This is a genomic window from uncultured Porphyromonas sp. (genome assembly GCF_938046015.1).
Classification (GTDB): domain Bacteria; phylum Bacteroidota; class Bacteroidia; order Bacteroidales; family Porphyromonadaceae; genus Porphyromonas.
Genome location: NZ_CALIXW010000049.1, coordinates 1 through 18,550, shown reverse-complemented (window position 1 = coordinate 18,550; position 18,550 = coordinate 1). Strand labels below are relative to the sequence as shown.

The following is an 18,550-nucleotide window of genomic DNA, read 5'->3' as shown; positions in this document are numbered from 1 at the left end:
AAAGCCGCTCGCCCCATCGATCACTCGAGATCGATGGGGCGAGCGGCTTTCTTGTGGGGCGGCAGCGGGTGGCGTGCGTGGGCTAGGCGACTAGCTGCGGCGGCAGCGGATGAGGACGGCTTCGCCCGTGGAGAGGGTAGTGCCTAGGAGGGCGTAGGTGTCGTGCTCGGCAGCCTTGAGGCGACGACGCAGTTCGTCGGCAGAGAGGGGGAAGTTGCGGCAGATGATTTGCGCGGCGAGGCGCTCCTTCGCTAGACGTCTGAGGAGGGAGGAGCTGAAGAGCAGCACTTCGTCCACCTCATAGCGGCGCCCAGGGAAGTGGGGGTAGGCTTCGTCCGAGGTGTAGAGGTGCGAACTGACATGCAGCGGCTCGAGGCCGTAGCGCGCGGCGAGGCTCTTGTACAGACCCGCCTTCATCAGCGCGGCGTGCGGTAGGTAGAGCCAGCGGCCTAGCTCAGTGGCGTAGCGTGCGGTGAGAGCTTCCTCCTCGGCAAAGGCGCGCTCGAAGCGGAGACTTTGCTCCTGCCCTCCTCCGAGGAGGCTTACCACAAGGGGTACGTCTTGGTATGAGGAGGGGGAGGGGGCAGCCAGGTCTATGGAGAGCAACAGCTCCTTGACCTCGCTCTGCACGGCCACGACGTGCAGCTCCTTCGTCTCGGGCACGGAGCGGAGCGTGTGCTTGAGGTCGAGCATGGGGGAGACCTTGACCAGCAGGCGCGGCAGAGGCAGCCCTAGGGCGCTGTAGCGCTCGCGGATGCGGGGCAGGAGGCCGAGGAGGTCGGGCTCGCAGTCCTCGAGGGCGTAGACACGGCGCTGGCGGTCGCCCTGCTCGCGGCGGGCGGGGTCGAGGTAGATGAGGGTGGGCTGATGGCGCTCGAGCAGCTCGTCCAGCAGCTCCGTGGAGCGCCCTTCGTAGATCGTGATGGGGCGGTCGGGGAGGAGGAGGGGGAGGTTGTAGCGTGCGGCGGCCACTAGCTGGGGCTGCTGCTCGACGTAGACGCCCGCGTGGGCTACCGCCGCAAGGGCGCTGAAGTCCACGCCCAGTCCGCCCGTCATGTCTAGGAGGTGATCCTCTCGGCGGACAAAGCGCTGCTTGTACTCAGCGGCCAGCTGGCTGGAGCACTGCTCTAGGGCAAGGGAAGAGGGGATATAGGCAAGGACAAGCTGCCACGAGGGGAGCTTGTCCTTGACGAGGCGCTGCTGCGCCAGTTGCTGCTGTAGCCACAGGCGCTCGGCCTGCGGGAGCTTCCCGAGGCGCTGCTCGGGCTTGGGGTGCTGGAGCAGCTGTCGGAGCTCATCCTGGAGGGCTGCGAGCTCCTCGAGGCTAGGCGGCTGCGTCATCCTTGGAGAGGGTGCTGCGGAGCCAGAAGTAGCCGATGAGGCCCGAGGCGATGGTGCCTGCGAAGATCCCGAGCTTGGCCTCATTGAGCAGGGAGACGAGGTCGGGGGCGTCGTAGGATAGGTTGGCGATGAAGAGCGAGACCGTGAAGCCGATGCCTCCGAGCACGGAGAGCGGCAGCAGGCGGTGGACGGTCAGCCCCTCGGGGAGGCTACACATACGCAGCTTGATAGCCAGCCAGGTGAAGAGGCTGATCCCAATGGCCTTACCGGGGAAGAGGCCGAGGAAGATCGCCGCAGGAATCCCTAGCAGCGCTTCGGGAGAGAAGCCACCGAAGGCAACGCCCGCGTTGACGAAGGCGAAGAGCGGCAGGATGAAGTAGTTGACGCAAGGGGCGATGGCGTGCTCCAGCGTCTGCACGGGGCTGATGGCACGGGCGGTAGTGGTGCGTATCTTCTGTATGCTCTCCAGCTGCTCATGGGAGAGGACGAGGGCGCCCTTGGACTCGACGGCCTTGGTGGAGAGGTGGCTGGTCAGTTCGCTCAGGCGCTCCGAGAGGTGCCCGATATGCACCTTGGTCCCTGCGGGGAGGCAGAGGGCGGTCAGCACGCCAGCGATGGTGGGATGTATACCCGAGTGGAGGAAGAGGGCCCACACGGCTACCCCGATGATGAGGTAAGGCTCGAGGGTGTGGATACGGGCGCGTCCCAGCAGCAGGATCAGCCCCAGCAGAGCGATGCCTATGGCTAGGGGGAGCCACGATACATGGGTGCTGTAGAAGATGGCGATGACGATGATGCCGCCGATGTCATCCACTACCGCGAGCGCTGCGAGGAAGATGCGCAGGCTCTTCGGCACGCGCTCTCCTAGCGATGCCAGTACTGCCAGAGCAAAGGCGATGTCCGTGGCCATAGGGATCGCCGCCCCCATGCTCTCGGGCTGCTGGTGGCAGATGACGAAGAAGAAGAGGACGGGTACGATCATCCCTCCGAAGGCGGCGATGATGGGTAGCAGGGCCTTCTTGGGCGAGGACAGCTCCCCGACGAGGAGCTCCTGCTTGATCTCCAGCCCGACGAGAAAGAAGAAGATCGCCATCAGCGCATCGTTCACCACCTGGCTCACCGTCATCGTGTGCCCCGAGTGGGCAAAGAGCTCGATGCCGCCTACCGATACATATACGGGGAAGTTGAGGAAGGCGTTGTAGAGGTCACTAGCGCTGGTATTGGCGATGATGACCGCTGCGATCGTCGCGATGAAGAGGAGGATGGTGGGGTTAGGACGTAGCCTGAGCAGGCGCCGCACGAGCTTCTTAGGGGTGGTCGTAGTGGCCATTGCGTAAGGGTATAGCTGCTAGAGATGTAACTATGATGTGTCGTGAGATGATACTATAGGGATAGTGTCCCGGAGCTCCGCTCCAGTCCTATCCATAGTGCAAAGTTACTGATTATTGACGGGCTTACCAGCTCTCGCCGGTCGAATAGCCGTGCTTGTCCCACTTGACATCCTTCAGTAGGCTGCTCTTGACCCCGATATTGATGCTGTAGCTGCGGTAGGGGCCGAAGGGGATGGCATTGGCTGAGAGGCTCCAGCAGTGCATGTCGCGGCTGATGCCTATGGTCATGTTGGCGATCTTCTTAGCGATGAAGTCGTAGCTGGCGTTGAAGTTGAAGGACCAGTTCTTCGTCGGCTGGATGCTGCCCGAGAACATCAGGCTGTGCGTCAGCCCGTAGTTGAAGTCATCGCGCACGGGGTCGAAGCTCGTCCGCGCTAGGTTCACCCCGTAGGAGAAGGACAGCGTCCAGGGGATTGAGAGCTTGAGGTAGCCATCGGCGTCGTACTCGCCCTCGTCGCTCTGCGACCCGTAGAAGCTCGTCTTCTTCTGCCCGCCCTGACGTGCGGCCTGGTCCGCTAGCGAGCTCTCCTGCCCGTCGGGGCGAGGTCCGTTGAGCTCGTGACCGGTGCTGTCAGCCTGCTCCTTGCCCTTCTTGTCCTTGTCGCTCTTCTTGCCCGAGAAGAAGGCGCGCAGCTTGTCGAAGGTCTGGTTGCTCAGGCTGTAGCTGAAGGACGTCCCCGTGCTGCGTAGCCCGCCGAGGCGCTTGCCCCAGAAGGGACGGATCTTGTCGATGCGGTACTCACGCACCACGCCATTGGCGTCGGTGGTATGGCCGTAGAGGTAGGGGTCGAAGGAGCCGCCGAAGTTGAGGTTGATGCTCTGCGAGAGGCGTATGTTGATGTTCGCATTGATGTCCGCCAGGCGGAAGGAGTCGGCGGCGAGGTTATAGCTCGAGCTCAGCGAGAGATTCTCGATGAGGCTGATCTTCTTGGTGGTCTCGGTGCTGTCGCTCTGGCTCTTGACCTTCATCTCCAGGTTGTTGTCCACGCCGAAGGTGATGAGGGCGGCGCGTCCCTGCCCTGGCCCGCCGAAGAGGTGCCCGTCGGAGTAGCGCGAGTAGCGCTCCTCGCGAGGGAGGCCCTGCTTGTCCGTATAGCTCAGCGTCTCGTAGAAGCCCCACATGGGTGCGCCGAAGTCGGGGGTGAAGCTCACCCCGATGCGCGGCGTCATGCGGTGGCGTATCATCTGCACCTTGTCCCCTAGGAGGCTCCAGGGCTTGAAGAAGCCGTAGAGCGTGGTGCTGAGGTTGGCCGAGGTGTTGAAGTCATAGGCGCGGCGGAAGCCGTAGTCACGCTCCCAGACGGTGCGGTCCAGGTCCGGGTCGTAGACCTTGTGCGAGCTGTAGCTGTACCAGCGCTCGGTGTAGTTGGCCCCGAGGGTCAGGTCAATGTAGTCGAGGAGCTTGTAGGAGGCGGAGATGGGGATATTGTGGCTCATCCCGTTCTGCCAGTCGCGAGTGAGGCTACTCCTGAAGAGGCGGTTCTCCTTGGTGGAGATGCTATTGCGCAGCTGTCCCGAGTAGCTGATGCTGATCTTCTCGTACCAGCGCTCTGCCCCCACGCGCTGCTTGCGGCGGAAGGGGTAGATACGGTTCATGCTGATGGACACATTCGGCAGGCTCATCGTGACCATGGAGTCGGCGGAGGTCTGCGTCGCATCGATGCTGGCGGAGAGGCGCCAGGGGGTGCCCGTGAAGGTGCGGCTGTAGTTGATGGACGAGTTCTTGGTATTCTGCCCCGCCACCATGGGGTTGTAGAGCGTCGAGAGCGAATTGTGGTTGTAGCTGCTGGTCGAGTAGTTGACGCTGGCTGAGAAGCTCTGCTCGGGGTTGGCCTTGGGGTCCTGTGTGTGCGTCCAGCTGATGCGGAAGTCCTTGCTCTGGCTGAAGTCCCCCGCTACGTCGCGGTCACCCGTCTTGGTCGTGAGGTAGCTCATGTTGAAGCTCCCGTTGTAGCGGTAGCGCTTGCGGTAGTTGGAGCGCGCATTGACGCCCCAGCTGCCCAGCGAATACCAGTCCCCCGTCACCGACAGGTCTACATAGTCATTGAAGGCAAAGTAATAGCCGCCCTCGCGGAGGTAGAAGCCGCGGCTGCTCTCCTCCCCGTACTTGGGCATGACGATGCCCGAGGAGTAGGTCTTATTGAAGGGGAAGAAGCCGAAGGGTAGGCCTATGGGCATGGGCACATCCGCCAGGACGAGGTAGCTCGGGCCTGCGACGACGTTCTTCTGTGGGCGGGCCTTGGCGCGCGTCAGCTGGAAGTAGAAGTGCGGGTGCTCGTGGTTATCGCAGGTGCTATAGCGTCCGCCCTCCATGAAGAGGCAGTTATTGCTCACCAGCTTGGTGCGCTCGGCCGTGATGTAGCCCTCGCCCTGCTGCGTCACGGCGCCCGTGATGTAGCCCTTGCTGGTCTTGAAGTTGTAGTTCAGGCTCTTGGCCTCGTAGCTCTCGCCCCCGTCGCGGAACTTTGGGTAGGCGCTGGCCTTGCCCGTGCTGTCGATGATGTAGTGGGCGAAGACGAGGTTGCTGTCGAGGTTCATGCGCATGAAGCGCGCGTCCATCCCCTTGTCCTTGTAGTCTATGCTACTCTCTCCGAAGAGGTAGGTGAGGCTCTGCCCGAGCAGTACCATAGAGTCCTGCGCCTTGTAGGCGATGATGTCGTCGAAGGTCTCCTTGCTACGGCGACGGCGCTCAGCGGCGATGCTGTCGGCCCGAGCGGCGCTATCCAGCGCGGCAGGGCGAACCGTCTGCAGGCTGTCCCCCGCTCGGCTGGCGAGGCTGTCGCCAGGTTTGCTAGCGGAGCGAAGGCTGCCGCTGAGGCTATCTAGAGCGCGTGTGCTGGAGTCGGGGATGAAGGCGGAGAGCTGGCGTAGGGTACTGAGGCTGTCGCCGACGCGTCGGGATGCACTGTCTCGGACCAAAGCCTGGGCGGCCTTGGTCTTCGCTCGAGGTGCTCTATGTCGGGAGGCGCAGGCTGCCAGCAGCAGGAGGCTGCAAAGGCACAGCGCTAGGCGCCCGCTTCGGTCTATACGTCTACGCATCTATAGCAGGAACGCAGCGAGGGGCGCTATCGGTGTGCCTCGCTTGGGAGGCCTACCGAGCTCGCAGCTCACTGCAGGCGCAAAGATACGACATTCTCCCCGCCTATAGGGGGCGGGCAGAGGGATATCCCGCCCGATGGCTGCTTCCTCTTTGTCTGCTTCGCTAGGGCTGAGGGTCGCCCCTGTAGGGCTCTGTCCTTATTTATCCAATCCTCCCCCAGGGTTTGGTCGCCCTTTCAGGGCTACGCACCCTGGGCTTTGGAAGGGTTGCCCCGCTGGGGCTTGCTTCGCCGTTGGTGCCCTATAGGGTTGGGGTGGCCGTAGATTGTTTTGTGTCTAGGCAGAGGGATATCCCGCACTGTGGCTACTTCCTCTTTGTCCGCTTCGCTAGGGCTGAGGGTCGCCCCTGTAGGGCTCTGTCCTTATTTATCCAATCCTACCCCAGGGTTTGGTCGCCCTTTCAGGGCTACGCACCCTGGGCTTTGGAGGGGTCGCCCCGCTGGGGCTCGCTCTGCCGTTGGTGCCCTATAGGCTTGGGGTGGCCGTAGATTGTTTTGTGTCTTGGCAGAGGGATATCCTGCACTGTGGCTGCTTCCTCTTTGCTTGCTGTGCGATGGCTAAGGATCGCCCCTGTAGGGCTCTTGATCTTTTTGTGGTGGGCTTACCCAGGGTTTGGTCGCCCTTTTAGGGCTACGCACCCTGGGCTTTGAAGGGATTGCCCCGCTGGGGCTTGCGTGGCCGCCGCTCGCCGATAGGTGCGGGGTGTCCGTGGATTATTTGTGTCGTGGCAGAAGGATACCCCGTACTGTTGCCACTTCCTCTTTGCTTGCTGTGCGATGGCTAAGGATCGCCCCTGCAGGGCTCTTGTCTTTTTGCGATGGGCTAACCCAGGGTGCGTAGCCCTGAAAGGGCGACCAAACCCTGGGGTAGGATTGGGTAAATAAGGACAGAGCCCTACAGGGGCGACCCTTAACGTCTGTGGGCGGCTGCGCTGGGGGCTATCCGTCGGGAGGGGAGCGAAGGGGCGGCTCAAGGTGAGCGGCTAGGGAGGGGGCGGCTGAGGGATATCCATCAGCCGCCTGAGGGACGTCCATCAGCGCACTCACGGATAGCCCTCGGCGCCGTGAAGGATATCTATAAAAAGCGCTCCCCCCACGGTGAGGCGTGCGGCCTCTCCGTGGGGGGAGCGAGTAGAGGTGGCTTAGAAGCGCAGCCCGAGGTCTAGGCCGAAGGTGCGGGGCACACTCAGCTGGGCATAGTTGCTCCCCATCAGTCGGTAGGAGAAGATCTGGTAGCTGCGGTCGAGGAGGTTATTGGCCCAGAGGGCGAGGCTGAGGCGGCCATGCTCTGCCCCGAGGCGTGCCCGTAGCGTGGTCTGCATGGGCTCGCGGTACTGATTGGCTTCGTCCCAGTAGATGGCGCCGACACCCGAGGCTTCGGCCTCCCAGAAGAGGCGTAGCCCACGCGCTACCTCCTCACTATAGGCGAGCATAGCGCTGAAGCTATGCTGTGGGATGAAGGGGACGCGCTTGTCCTTGATCCCAGCGCCCGCCGTCTCGGTAAAGCGTGCATCGGTATAGTTGTAGCTGATCTGTGCGGTCAGAGGGGCAAAGATCCGCTGCGAGGCGCTGAGCTCGAGCCCAAGGGCCTGGGAGGCACCCGCATTACCCACCACACGGCCCGCACCGCTGGCGACGAAGCGCGTGAGCTGTAGGTCGTGCACCTGCTGCAGGTAGGCCGAGAGCTCGAGGCGTGTGCCGGTCTCGGGGCGCTCGTAGCGGCCGCCTAGCTCGTAGCTCCAGCTGGTCTCGGGGCTGTAGGTGGTGCGTGCAGGGATCGTGGAGCGGTCGAAGGGCTGGGAGCCCGAGCCAGGACTCTTGGCCATACCATCCTGCAGCTGTACCTGGGCGATGAGCTCAGAGAAGCCCTGCTCATTGAATCCGCCTGCCTTAGCCCCGCGTGTGACGGTGGCGAAGGCCTGGAGTCCCTCTAGGGGTGTCCACTGTAGGGCGAACTTCGGGAGCAGCTGCCAGCTCTCGCTTTGCTGCCTGCCCTCGAGGCTCCCCGCAGGGAGCGTGATGGAGAGCGGGCCGCGAGGCGTCGTGATCTGCAGCGGCATAGGATAGCCCCCGATGCGGTAGTCCAGCTGGTGATGCTCGTAGTCCAGGCGCAGCCCTGCCGTCAGCGTCAGCTGGGGCAGCAGGCGCAGGGCGCTCTCGTGGTAGAGGGCGATCCCCCATTCGGGCTGCTCGAAGGAGTTGGTATTCACCACGCCGCGCCGCTGGGGATCGACGTAGCTGAGGTCAGGCATACGCTGGGCAGCCTTAGGGTTGGTACGCGCTAGGGCGGCCTTCATGCCGCGGATGGCGCCGTTGATCTGCCCACTGATCCCTGGGTAGGAGAAGTGTACGGGCGCCTCCAGCTGCTTGGGGTCGTAGTAGCCGAAGAGGCCCAGCGTCCAGCGGTAGCGTGCCTCCTGTTCTGCACGGCTACGTAGGATCAGCTCCTGCGTCAGGCCGTGCTCGCGCAGCCCCTGCTGCACGTGGTAGAGGTCGGTGGCTGTCTTGTCCATATCCATCTCCGTCTGGTCCCAGAGGTATTGGTAGCCCGTGGCCGACTGCAGCTGCATGCGCTCCCACTGGTAGCTCAGGAGGTAGCGTAGCGCTAGCGAACGGCGGCCGTAGGTCTCGGGGGCATCGCTGCTGAGTGGGGCGACCTTGCCCTCGGGGCTCACCTGGCGGTAGGGGAAGGCTCCCTGATCTACGTAGTCGCCCGTCGCGCTGAGGGCCATCTGTAGTCGCTCGCTGGGGCGGTACTCCAGCTTGAGAAAGCCCGTGAGGCTGCGGAGGCTATCCTGCGCACGCCCTGTGGTGACGTTGTCGAAGTAGCCGCGGCGGGTCGTCCCGATGAGCCCATAGCTGAGTCCCCAGCTCTGACCGAGGCGTAGGCTCTGCTCGAGGCTCGCGCGGTAGAGGCCGTGGCTGCCCATCGTCAGGCGCAGCTCACCGCCTGGACGCTCGAAGGCCGAGCGCGTGTAGTAGTTGATGATCCCCGACTGGGCATTGCGTCCGTAGAGCGTCCCCTGAGGGCCGCGCAGGACTTCGATGCCCGAGATGGCGGGGAGCTCGAGGTTGAAGCCCGCCTTGTTCAGCACGGGCACACCGTCGATATAGAGGCCTATGGTCTGACCGACGCTGCGCGCTCCGCTCCCGCGGAGGTAGATGGCAGCACTGCGGCGCGAGCCATAGTCGGGGATGAAGAGGCTGGGGACGCGGCTCGTCAGGTCGGTGAGCTGCTGCACGCGGTAGCGCTTCAGCTCCTTGCGGCTGAGCCAGCTCTGCGCTGCGGGCTGTAGGCCCGTAAGCGCGGTGGGGCGCTGGGGGATGTAGGCGCTGACGACGACTTCGTCCAGCTGATGAGCGGCGAGGGTATCTATTCCTTCGGCGGCGAGGCTGAGGGGGAGGGCGGTGAGGCCAAGGGTGAGCAGCGACCATAGAGGCAGCTGCCTAGCGTAAGCTTGGGACATCTATAGATCTTGTTAAGTGCTTTGTAATCGATAGCTAGCGACTGCTAGCGGCGCAAAGGTAAGGCAGCACGCGCCCTGCGTCCATAAAGGGGCGCCCACAAGGGCAAATTCGCCCCATTATAGTCCGAGCCTCTTCCTAATCGCCCGCCAAGTAGTACGCCTCCGCCCTAGCCCCACGCTGACGAGGCCATCACTGAGGTGCACGGCCTGTCCTTAGGGCTCCTCCCCGTACTGCCCCAGCCAGCTGCGTTTCTTCCCCCTCACCTTGGCTCCTTGCTACGTCACAGAGGTGCCCGCCCCATAGCCATAGAAAAGGACCGCCCTCGACAGCTCTGCAGCTCGTGGCTGCGCTGTCGAGGGCGGTCCCTCAGAGACTCCCCAGCTCGGGGAGCCGTAGCGGATGATGCTAGAAGTGGCGCTCTACAGGCTCTACCTCGGGCAGCTGGAAGTCGACGAAGCAGAGGCCAGCCAGTGCCGTCCCGTAGCGCTTCTCGATCGTGATGCCCTCGGTGACGAAGTTCAGCTCACCTAGGTAGTAGTGCGCGTAGGTCTTCTGGTGCAGGTCGTTGATCACGCGGATCAGACGTGCCTCCAGCTCCTCGATACGGTAGCGACCGCTTACCTCGCAGACGAGTCCCCCGACCTTCTTGTCGAAGTTCTCATCGGCATACATCCAGGCGTAGACGACACCCGCGGAGACGAACTCGTCCTGCTGACCGTGCGATACGGCGAGGATGGTCTTCAGCTCGGAGCCAAAGGGCGGCAGGTCGATCTCGTCCATCGATGCGATGTGTGCCGTGGCGGGCAGCACCGAGGAGTAGACCATGATGTTGAAGTCCGAGATCCCAGCGTCGTGCAGCGCCATGTGGTAGGAGCCTGCGTGCAGCTCGAGATCGGATTCGCCGCTACCCTTCGTGATGAAGAAGGTGTGGGGGATGAGATTCCCTACGTACTTGCTCATTTACTTTGTCGTACTGTTCTATTGTGGTTATGATACTTGTCTTGTGCTCTTGCTCCACCTGTCTGCCACAGCTCTGCTGGTCGTGGGGGAGACGAGACGAGCATACAAAGGTACATTATTTCTACCTAAGCAGATACACGCGCCACAGTGCTAGGAGCCGATGCGGTGATACTGCTGGGCGAAGGGGAGACGGAAGCGGCCGCCCTCGGGGCGCTCCGTGCTGCGGTAGCCGCAGGCGATGAGCATCGTCAGCTCACTGCCGCACTCCAGCCCCAGCAGCCGCGCCACACGGCGGCTGTCGTAGCCCTCCAGGGGGCAGGTGTCGTAGCCCTCCTCGCTCATCCCGAGCAGGAAGCTCTGGACCACCAGGGCGCAGCTCTTGTGCAGGACCGTCCGCATGGCGGCCTCTGTCGTCTCGCGAGGAACGGGCCGCACGAGGCCGACGAGCGAGAAGAGGGCTCGGCGAAGCTGTCCCCACAGCCCCCAGCCGCGGCGGTAGAGGAGCGGGATGAGCTTGCCGTAGTAGTTCTCCTGCAGCGCTAGGTACTTCGGCCACTTATCCTCGGGGAAGTGGCGGGGGAGGTCCTCACGCTGGAAGGCCAGCACCGCCTCGGCATGGGCACGCCAGCGCTGCGGGGTGATAGCGAAGGCCACGAGCTGGCTGGCCGTACGGACGGCACTCTGGTCGAAGCACGCAGGCGCCAGCCGCGCGATGAGCTCAGGGTCGGTGATGTGGTAGCACTCCCAGAGCTGCATGTTGGAGCTGGTAGGGGCGAGCGCAGCCTCCTCGAGGCGGCGACGTACGCGCTCGCTGTCGAGCTGGCGCTCAGTGTCGAAGTAGCGCACCGCGCGGCGGTGCTGGAGTAGGTCGTGAAGCATAGGGGAGGATGGCGCTGTGGTGCGCTGGGGGAAGGAGCTTGGACTAGGGTAGGGGCGCTAACGAGGCAGCCCCCTGCTCTGCCGCTGGGCAGGGCTAGGGGGCTGTGTATGCTCTTGGGGGGCTGCGGCCTTGGGCTTAGCTCGGGATGCGCAGGGTGCGCCCGACGCTGAGCTTAGACTTGGTGCTCATCCCGTTCTTACCGGTGAGCTGCTTGACCGAGATCCCGTAGTGCGCAGCGATGGAGCTGAGCGTCTCACCCTTCTTGATACGGTGGGTGCGGAACTGGTCCTCGTTGGCCTTGCTGCTCTTCTTAGGGCGGGCCACGACGCTCGCCATGGCGCGAGAGCGTGGCGTGCGGTAGGCGCCCTTGACGAAGGCGAAGACGTCGAAGCGGGGGACGCCTGCCTGGAAGTCAAAGAGGTCAGAGGGATCGATGGGTACGCCCATGAAGCGGGCTTCGAAGTGCAGGTGGGGGCCTGTGCTGCGCCCCGTGCTGCCGCCGAGGCCGATGGGATCCCCGGCGCGGACGACGGTACCCTCACGGACGATGGAGCGGCTCATGTGGCCGTAGACAGTCTCTAGGCCGTTGGGGTGGCGGATCACGACGTAGTTGCCGTAGCCCCCAGGCTCGTAGCTCTTGACGCGTACCTTGCCAGAGAAGGCGGCGCGTACGGTGTCACCCGTACTGAGCTTGAGGTCGGTGCCGTAGTGCATACGGCCGAAGCTGTGGCGGTAGCCGTAGCTCGAGGTGATCTGACGGGTGTCAATCGGCATCACGAACTCCTGTAGGTCGATGTCCTGACGGTCAGGGATGTTCACCGACATACCCGCGAAGGGATTGACGTAGCTGCCCCAGGAGTCTTCTCCGTAGAGCTCTGATGCGGGGGCCTCTAGGTTGAGCTCCTCCTTTGCCTGTCGCAGGGCAGACGCTCGGCGCTGCTTCTCTGTCTTCAGGCGGTTCTTGATCTCGAGGCGGTCGGCAAGCAACAGATGTTCACCCCCAGTGGTGGTGTGCTGCTGCCCGGCTGCTGTGCGCGTCTCCTTGCGAGGTGCCTGAGTCTGTGCCGAGAGGCTGCCTGCAGTCCAGGAGCTCACGGTCGTAGCCATCAGACACAGAGACGCGCATAGCAGGCGTCTTTGGTTTCTTGTCATACCAGCTTTAGATACGTTAATACTATCATTTGCTTGGGGCGCGTCCCCAGGCAAGTCCCTGGTGTAGTCAGCAGGGAATCGAAGACAAAGATAATCAATTACATACAAACGGAGCTCCTGCACAGAGATGCCGCTAGTGTGCAGCTGATAGCCTTTCATCTAGGGATTACAAGGATCTAACGCCCTTGCCTCGCCCTTTAGTGTGGCCTTGCTCGGAGGATACCTCCGAAGGGCTCTGGGGGGTGCTCCCCCCTTGCCTCATAGCCCTTCGCCCCTTGGTGTGGAGGAGAGGAGTAAAGCCCTCAGCGCGTGCTCATCAGCCCTCTAGCAAAGTGCCGCCCAGGGTGGCCGCAGCCTCTCCGGGGTGGGGCTAGGAGGCGGGGCTGTCCTTGCGGTACTCGGCGGGCGTGACGCCGTAGTACCGCTTGAAGGCGTGGTAGAAGCTCGAGTCGTGCTCGAAGCCGCAGCGCTCGGCGATGTCCTCGATGGTGAGCTCGGGCGTCGACTCCAGCAGCTCCTTGGCACGCAGCATCTTATGATTGAGGATATAGGCCGTCGGGGGATAGCCTGTGAGGGCTACGAGCTTGCGGTGCAGCTGGCGGGGGCTCATGCAGAGCTGCTCGGCTAGCGTGTTGACCTCGATGTGCCGCTTATTGCTGAGGGCGTGCTGGATGAAGTCGTCGGTCTTGCTGAGGAAGCGCAGCTCGGCTTCGGAGAGCTGGATGAGCGGGGCCTTGCTGTCGCTCGGGGCCTCGGAGAGCCGCTGGCGCAGGCAGCGGTGCCGCTCTAGCTGGCGCTCGACCAGCGCACGTAGCTCATCGCTATTGAAGGGCTTGGCCAGATAGGCATCCGCCCCGACCTCGAAGCCTCGGATACGCTCCTTGTCGCTGATCTTGGCCGTGACGACGATGATGGGGATGTGGTCGGTGATGGGATTGGTACGTATCTGCTGGCAGAGCTCGAAGCCGTCCAGCTCGGGCATCATGAGGTCGGTGATGATGAGGTCGGGCATCAGCTCCAGAGCGCGCTCCACGCCCTGACGGCCGTCCGAGGCGTAGTAGATGCTGTAGCGCTGGCAGAGCAGCGAGCCCATGTAGTGCGCCACGTCGGGGTTGTCCTCGACGATGAGGATACGGCAGTCCTCGTCCTTGGGCGGTGTCTCGGCGTGGAGCTCGAGGTCGAGCGGTACGGCCTGTCCCATGGAGGGCAGCGGTGGGCGGTTCTCGTGACGTATGGGGATCCGGATGACGAAGCGCGTCCCCACCCCCAGCTGGCTCTTGACCTCGATCTGTCCGCCCACGGCGTCGAGGATCTGCCGCACCAGTGCCAGCCCGACCCCCGAGCCGAGCTTGCGGGACTGGCCATCGGCCTGGAAGAAGGGCTCGAAGATATGCTCCAGCGCCTCGGGGGCGATCCCGATGCCGCTGTCGGCGACCTCGAGGACGAACTTACCCGCCTGCTGCCCCGACCTGACCCGCACCCAGCCACCCTCGGGGGTGAACTTGAGGGCATTCGATAGGAGGTTATTCATCACCTTGTCCAGATAGTCGGGGACGAAGTCCATCTCCATGCGCCCGGGGCCCTCGTAGCTCAGGGCGATATGGCGGCTCTCGGCGAAGTCGCGGTAGGTCTCGACGATCATTGTCAGCCGTGCGGAGATGTCGCCGCTGTACCAGTCGGAGTCGCCGACGGCGGACTTGGTGCGTGCGATGTCCAGCAGCTGGTTGATGAGGTTCAGCAGGCTCTTGCCCTGACGCTCGATGAGCTGCACCTTGTCGCGCAGCTCAGGGCTGCAGTCGGGCCCCTGCTGCAGGTCGTGGCTGAGGCCAAGGATGAGGGTCAGCGGCGTGCGGAATTCGTGGGTGATGTTGGTGAAGAAGGACTCCCGCAGCGCGGACATCTGCTTCAGCGTACGGTGGTTGCGGGCGCGCAGCTTCTGTATATAGAGGAGGACGAGCATGACAGCCACCAGGATGATGAGTGTGAGCAGGAAGATGCCGAAGCCGATCTCCCACTTGGTCTTCTCCTGGCGCAGCTTGCGCTGGACGGCGTCCATCTGCTGGCGCTGACGGCTGCGCTCGATGTTGATGCTGGCATTCTGTATGCGGTTGATCTTCTCGATGCTGATGACGCTGTCCTGCAGGGCGTCGGCCTGCTCCTTGCTCGCTAGGGCTTGCTGGTAGAGGCCGCGGCGGCTGTAGTATTTATGGTATAGGGCGTAGATCTCCGCTAGATGCTCGTTGGAGTGGATACGCTCGGCTATGGCCTTGGCCTGGGCGAGGTAGTCCTCCACGCGGGCGTTATCCTCGAGGCGGTTGTGGATGCCTGCCAGCGCGATGAGGGAGGAGAGGGCGTGCCACTCGTCCTTGGAGGCCTTCATCAGCTCGTAGGCCGTCTCGTACTCCTTGACGGCGCGGGGGTAGTCCTTGGCCCGCTCGTAGAGGGTGCCGTAGTGGGTATGGCAGAGCGAGATGCCCAGCTGGTTGCCGATCTCGCGGTTGAGCTGCATGGAGCGGCGGTAGTAGCGCCAGGCGGAGTCGACCTTGCCCTGCCGCTCGAAGATCGCCCCGAGGTTGGCGTAGTTGATGGCCTGTCCCAGCGCGCTCCCCAGCTGCTGCTCGCCCGCTAGCACCAGGCGTAGCACCTGCTCGGCCTGCTGGTAGTTGCCGAAGGTCATGTAGATGTTCCCCAGTCCGTTGAGCGCCACGACGCGGTTCTTGCGTGCCTGGAAGGTGGTGTCGCTGTGCTCTTCGCTCAGGTTGCGCGCCTTGTAGTGGTACTCCTGCGCCACGTCCAGGACGCCCATGCGGCGGTAGTCGGTGCCGATGTCATTGAGCACCTGCACCCACTCGAGGGTATCGCCTAGGGCTTCGACGAGCTTCAGCGCCTGGCTGTGCTGGTGTAGGGCCTCCTCGAAGCGGCTCTCATTGCGCAGCATGCGCCCCCATTCCTTGAGCGCAAGGATACTACCCAGCCGATTGCCCTTGTGCTCGAAGGCCTCGTGCAGCTGTATGAGCGTGGGGATATCCTTAGCGGCCTTGACGAGGCTGTCGACGCGTCGCCGCTCCTCGGGGGCGGGGGCGGCTTTGTGCTTCTGACAGGCTCCGAGGGTGAGGAGGCAGCCGAGGAGGCCAAGCCCCGCATAGAGGCTGCGGAGGTGGGAGGCTAAGGGAGGGGCTGTCGTACGGCTCCGTGCAGGACTCTGGCGCATGTGGGTGGCGCAGTGTCGCATAGTCTGTAGCGTCTTCGTGGGGCGTACACGGATCCCGCTCTATCCCGAGGGGAGAGAGGATAGTGCGCATCCCTGGGGTGGATACTGGTTTGCTTCTTATAGCCTTGATGCTGTGGGCAGAGGTGCGTATGTATACTGCAAAGATGAAAATTCTTTGGGTGCTACCCAAATCCTCCCCCGAGCCCCCCGTCCTACCACGTATTGGGCCTTCGCTCGCCCCCTCAGTCCAGGCCCTCCCTATATATAATAAGGTAGAAGAAGCCCCGCCTAAGGCCGTATGCCCACCCACGCTAAGGGCAGGCCTTGCTAAGGGATATCCCTCGCGCCGCTGAGGGATAGCCCTCACGTGCGGCACGGACGTCCCTCAGCGCGCTGAGCGATATCCCTCAGAGGCCTCCCCCCTTAGTTTGCAGCTTCGGGAGAGCTAGGAGGGGGGAGAGTTGAGGGATAAGAGGGGGAAAATTGGGAGATAAGGTAGGAATTCTATGTAGTGTACTGTGGAGTAGTGCTTTAGGGTAGTCGTGTCCGAACGGATGTCCGATTGGAACAGGCTGGATGTCCGATTGGAACAGGCTGGATGTCCGATTGGGACAGTCGGCGCGGGGCGGACGCGGGCGAACTTGTCCGATAGGAGCATATTTCTGTCCGCTTGGCCTATAACAAGGGGCTGAGGCCTGCTCTACCTTTGCAGTAGACCAAGGAGCTCCCCGCCGCAGGGCTTGCCCCGAGGTCCCCAGCCGAAGGTCGGGCAGGAGGAGGGAATGTGGGTCCTCCTGCCCGCACCCGAAGCTCCAAAGCGGCACTACATTAACAAGAATATCTCACCTACCTAATCTAAACGAAACGATCATGAGCAGTTTAACGTCCTTTGCCCCGCGACACAGCGCGCGGCTGCTGCGCACAGGCTTGATCGCCCTCCTGGGAGCAACGCCCCTCGTGAGCTCCCAGGCACAGACTCGGGAGCAGCAGCTGACCGAGCCGTCCAAGGGCTACAATGCCGAGGTACGACGTGGCAGCTGGAGCATCTCCGCCGAGGGCGGTACCTCCTGGGCTACCGAGGTCTGGTACCCCACCCTGAACCAGCGTCGCAGCTATGAGCTAGCCCCCGCCGTCGGCGGAGGCATCGACTACACCATCCGCCCCTGGATACGTGTCGGCGGCGAATACCTCTGGTCGCGCTACCGCCGTGAGCAGCGCGTCTCCAGCCTAGATGCCAAGACCATGCCCATCAAGGTCTACGGCAACTACCTGATGAACTTCCACAACGCCAAGCTCGGCCTCGGGCTGAACTTCATGGAGCTCTGGCCACGCCGCGGCGCCCAGTGGCTCAATCTCTGGCTCGGCACGGGCCTCGGCTACTCGATGGCCAGCGGCAACGAGTATGCCTTCCTGCTGAACAACACCCTCACGCAGGGCGGCAAGACCATCCCTCTGGTGAGCGGCACCAGCGTCAGCAATGAGTCCTCCGTCGTCTTCTCGGGCGGCGTGCGCACGACCAACCGCGCCGAGAGCTTCGAGACGCTCTACCTGCCCGCCTCGCTGCATCTGGAGGCCGACGTCAGCCGCCAGTTCAGCCTCGGCCTGAAGGGTGAGCTCGACTGGCTCCTCAATCGTAAGGGCATCGCTCCGCGTAGCCTCGTCTTCGCGCTTGCCACCGTCCGCTACAACTTCGTCCGTAGCGCCGCCTGCGCCCTACGCAGCCGCTACGAGGGCGAGCTCTCCACGCTCAACGACAAGCTCAACGCCCTACAGCGCAAGCTCCGCGACGCTGAGGCACGTGCCGAGGACGAGGCTGCACGCCGCGCCCAGGCCGAGGCGCGTCAGGCCGAGCTCGAGGCTCAGGCTAAGGGCGGCGCCGAGCTGCCTGCCCTCGCCCCGCACTTCGTCCAGTTCGACCACGACAGCTACACCATCGGCCGTATAGAGCTGGAGCGTCTGCGCGCCTTCGCCCGCTCAGCCCGTGGGCATCAGCTAGAGCTCCTAGCCGAGGCCAGCACCCCCGGCTCCGAGGCCTACAACCAGCAGCTCTCCAGCCGTCGCCTGCAGCAGGTAGCCCAGGCGCTCATCGCTGAGGGCTTTGCCGCCGAGGACCTCGACCCGCAGATCGCCATCGGTGAGGAGAAGGGCAAGCCTGCCGCCGAAGGCCGTCGCGTCACCATCACCATCAAGGTCAAGAAGTAGTACCATCCCCCCTTAAATGCACATCAGATCATGAAACGGATATTCCTACCCCTCGTAGGGCTAGCGCTGCTGCTTGCCCCCGCGACCTTCTCATCCTGTAAGGAGGATGCACCTAAGGTCAGTCACACGACCTCGGTCACCGTAACCAATGACTTCAGCAAGGTCGTCGAAGCCATCAACCAAGGCACCCTCAAGAGCGAGGCTGCCATCAAGAAGCTGACTGAGGCACTGGACAAGATGCATGCCGACCAGGCTACCAAGCTCCAGGCCATTAGCGATATCCTCGGCGACGTCAATAAGACGCTGGAGACGAAGCTCGCTGCCATCGAGAGCGCCATCAGTAGCCAGACGCTGAGCCTCGAGGGCAAGCTCGACATCCTCGCCGAGGCCATCAAGAAGCACCTCCTCAAGCAAGAGGAGCTGACGGGCAAGATCACCGAGGCCATCGACAAGCTCGGCGGTACGCTCGCCGAGAAGCTCAAGCAGATCACCGACGCCATTACCAGCACGGCCAAGACCACGCAGGAGAAGCTCGACCTCCTCATGGGCCTCATCAACACGCAGAGCGTCCCGCTGAGCGACAAGCTCGATGCCATCGCTAAGGCCATCGGTGGGCTGAAGGAGTCCAGCGCCAAGCAGCTCGAGGCCCTCGGCACGACGCTCACCAAGCTCAAGGAGGCTGCCGAGGCCAGTGGCACCACGCAGGCCTCCGTCCTCAAGCAGCTCGAGGCGCTCGTCGCCAAGGCCGCTGAGCTGCAGGAAGAGGTAAAGCAGGGTAAGTCGAGTGCCGCACTCGCCGTGGCCGCCATCCTCAAGCAGCTCGAGGAGATCAAGGCTAAGATCGGCA

Annotated in this window: 9 protein-coding genes and 1 pseudogene; 2 read left to right on the top strand and 8 right to left on the bottom strand. The window is 63.2% G+C overall.

Going from position 1 to position 18,550, the window contains the following annotated elements; translation table 11 throughout:
* Positions 1 to 90: 90 nt before the first annotated feature.
* The 8 genes from Q0248_RS07475 to Q0248_RS07440 all read right to left on the bottom strand — a co-directional run bounded on the left by Q0248_RS07475 (position 91) and on the right by Q0248_RS07440 (position 15,522).
* Positions 91 to 1,341, bottom strand: coding sequence for a class I SAM-dependent methyltransferase (locus tag Q0248_RS07475; RefSeq protein ID WP_299321118.1), 1,251 nt, complete (start codon positions 1,339 to 1,341; stop codon positions 91 to 93).
* A complete protein-coding gene (gene nhaA, locus Q0248_RS07470; protein ID WP_299321116.1) occupies positions 1,325 to 2,671 on the bottom strand; it encodes a Na+/H+ antiporter NhaA in 1,347 nt (448 codons plus the stop codon). Before nhaA ends, Q0248_RS07475 begins: the two co-directional genes overlap by 17 nt.
* 124 nt (positions 2,672 to 2,795) lie before the next feature.
* Positions 2,796 to 5,651: a putative LPS assembly protein LptD gene (locus tag Q0248_RS07465; protein WP_299321115.1), complete on the bottom strand. Its 2,856-nt coding sequence runs from the start codon at positions 5,649 to 5,651 to the stop codon at positions 2,796 to 2,798.
* Between the two features lie 1,321 nt (positions 5,652 to 6,972).
* Positions 6,973 to 9,297 carry a TonB-dependent receptor gene (locus Q0248_RS07460; protein WP_299321114.1) on the bottom strand — a complete coding sequence of 775 codons (2,325 nt, stop codon included), beginning with the start codon at positions 9,295 to 9,297 and terminating at the stop codon, positions 6,973 to 6,975.
* Positions 9,298 to 9,703: 406 nt separating this feature from the next.
* Entirely contained in the window at positions 9,704 to 10,258 is a 555-nt protein-coding gene (locus Q0248_RS07455; protein WP_211788629.1) for a pyruvoyl-dependent arginine decarboxylase, read from the bottom strand.
* A gap of 150 nt (positions 10,259 to 10,408) precedes the next feature.
* Positions 10,409 to 11,137, bottom strand: a complete 729-nt coding sequence (locus Q0248_RS07450) for a nitroreductase family protein (protein WP_299321113.1) — start codon at positions 11,135 to 11,137, stop codon at positions 10,409 to 10,411.
* 136 nt (positions 11,138 to 11,273) lie between these two features.
* Positions 11,274 to 12,290 (bottom strand): peptidoglycan DD-metalloendopeptidase family protein, encoded by a 1,017-nt coding sequence (locus Q0248_RS07445; RefSeq protein WP_299321112.1) that lies wholly within the window; start codon positions 12,288 to 12,290, stop codon positions 11,274 to 11,276.
* 370 nt (positions 12,291 to 12,660) lie between these two features.
* Positions 12,661 to 15,522 carry an ATP-binding protein gene (locus Q0248_RS07440; protein WP_299321111.1) on the bottom strand — a complete coding sequence of 954 codons (2,862 nt, stop codon included), beginning with the start codon at positions 15,520 to 15,522 and terminating at the stop codon, positions 12,661 to 12,663.
* Between the two features lie 849 nt (positions 15,523 to 16,371).
* Here Q0248_RS07440 and Q0248_RS07435 point away from each other — a divergent pair.
* Both Q0248_RS07435 and Q0248_RS07430 read left to right on the top strand, forming a co-directional pair.
* Entirely contained in the window at positions 16,372 to 17,703 is a 1,332-nt protein-coding gene (locus tag Q0248_RS07435; RefSeq protein WP_299321110.1) for a hypothetical protein, read from the top strand.
* A gap of 30 nt (positions 17,704 to 17,733) precedes the next feature.
* Positions 17,734 to 18,550: pseudogene (locus Q0248_RS07430) on the top strand (hypothetical protein); the annotation flags it as partial.

Coding starts and splice junctions, on each gene's coding strand:
- Q0248_RS07475 (WP_299321118.1), bottom strand. CDS start 1,341: ATGACGCAGCCGCCTAGCCTCGAGGAGCTCGCAGCCCTCCAGGATGAG.
- nhaA (WP_299321116.1), bottom strand. CDS start 2,671: ATGGCCACTACGACCACCCCTAAGAAGCTCGTGCGGCGCCTGCTCAGG.
- Q0248_RS07460 (WP_299321114.1), bottom strand. CDS start 9,297: ATGTCCCAAGCTTACGCTAGGCAGCTGCCTCTATGGTCGCTGCTCACC.
- Q0248_RS07455 (WP_211788629.1), bottom strand. CDS start 10,258: ATGAGCAAGTACGTAGGGAATCTCATCCCCCACACCTTCTTCATCACG.
- Q0248_RS07450 (WP_299321113.1), bottom strand. CDS start 11,137: ATGCTTCACGACCTACTCCAGCACCGCCGCGCGGTGCGCTACTTCGAC.
- Q0248_RS07445 (WP_299321112.1), bottom strand. CDS start 12,290: ATGACAAGAAACCAAAGACGCCTGCTATGCGCGTCTCTGTGTCTGATG.
- Q0248_RS07440 (WP_299321111.1), bottom strand. CDS start 15,522: ATGCGACACTGCGCCACCCACATGCGCCAGAGTCCTGCACGGAGCCGT.
- Q0248_RS07435 (WP_299321110.1), top strand. CDS start 16,372: ATGAGCAGTTTAACGTCCTTTGCCCCGCGACACAGCGCGCGGCTGCTG.